The 1,164-nt window shown below is 61.6% G+C and carries 2 protein-coding genes and 1 pseudogene; all 3 read left to right on the top strand.

What is annotated here, in order from left to right; genetic code table 11:
* Positions 1-36 precede the first annotated feature (36 nt).
* Entirely contained in the window at positions 37-324 is a 288-nt protein-coding gene (locus HMPREF1316_RS01870) for a sigma factor-like helix-turn-helix DNA-binding protein (RefSeq protein WP_051332883.1), read from the top strand.
* 98 nt (positions 325-422) lie between these two features.
* Complete coding sequence (locus tag HMPREF1316_RS01865; protein WP_021725199.1) at positions 423-746, top strand: DUF4179 domain-containing protein; 324 nt, start codon at positions 423-425, stop codon at positions 744-746.
* Positions 747-809: 63 nt separating this feature from the next.
* Positions 810-1,164, top strand: a pseudogene (locus HMPREF1316_RS01860) (hypothetical protein); the annotation flags it as partial.

Genomic DNA, 1,164 nt, shown 5'->3' with positions numbered 1-1,164 from the left:
CTTGACTAAACACAAGGGCTTGTCACACGTGCCGTGATGGAGCTTCCTCCCCTCTATCGCGAGGTTATCTACCTGCACTATTACGAGGACATGAGCATCAGGGAAATCGCAGGCTCGATCGGCGCGAGCGAATGCGCGGTGGCCAAGAGGCTGAGCCGCGCCCGCACGGAGCTGCGATCCAGGCTGGAGGGAAAGAACGATGAGCAGCATGCAGACAAGGTATCAAGAGGAGATGTCAGGCATCACGCTGTCCCCCACGAAGCGGGACCAAATGACGCAGGCGATCGTCTCCGCTGCGCTGAAGGAGACGGCCAAGGAGCATGAAGGCCGAGTCGTCAAGCTGGGCCACGCCCGCAGGCGCTTGCGCCTCGCGGCCGCGGCCGTGGCGGCAGGCATCGCCATCGTGGTCGGGGCAGGCGGCTATGCCTTATGCAAACGGGCAGCTGGTGAGCGTGGCAAGCGCCATCGACGACGTGTTCCTTGGGGCGACGGCGCCCACCAACGTGCAGGATAAGGTCGGTCGCCCTGTTGCCGCCTCGGCAACCAGCGATGGCATAACCATATCGGCGGATGCCATCATAGGAGATGAGGGAGACGAGTGCAACTACGTCGTGATCTACAGCATCAGGCGCACGGACGGCGAAGCGCTTGGAAAGGTCGACACAGATTCCCGAGGGACGATCACCCTTGACGGCAGATATCCGACCGCCGACTTCGACCAGAGCGTCGACGGTGCCAGAGGCTAGGGCGGTGGCATCTACTTCTACGATGCCGACCCCTCTGACAACGCCATCCAGATGGTCACCCAAATGACCACGGACATCAACGTGATTGGCGCCACCACCAGGGCCAGCTTCACGGGCATCAGCACGTCCGACAGCAGCTTCGGCTCCACCACGACCATCGCCACGGGCAACTGGAGCCTCAAGTTCAAGCTCAACTATCAGAGCGATGCGATAGCTCTCTCGCCTGCTGGGACCTTCGTGTTGGCGGGAACAAGTGGAAGCGTCCAGCGGGTAAGCGTCTCTCCCGTGGGCGTCTCGATAGACTACACCGTCAACGGGACCGAGCAGGCCCCTGCCAGCGGCAGGTGGTCGCCTGCCTACCTTGATCTGGGAACGATCACCATCAACATGAAGGACGACACCAGCTTTTCTATCCCCT

The organism is Olsenella profusa F0195, assembly GCF_000468755.1.
In the GTDB taxonomy this organism is placed as follows: domain Bacteria; phylum Actinomycetota; class Coriobacteriia; order Coriobacteriales; family Atopobiaceae; genus Olsenella_F; species Olsenella_F profusa.
This window is presented reverse-complemented; position numbering and strand designations above follow the sequence as displayed.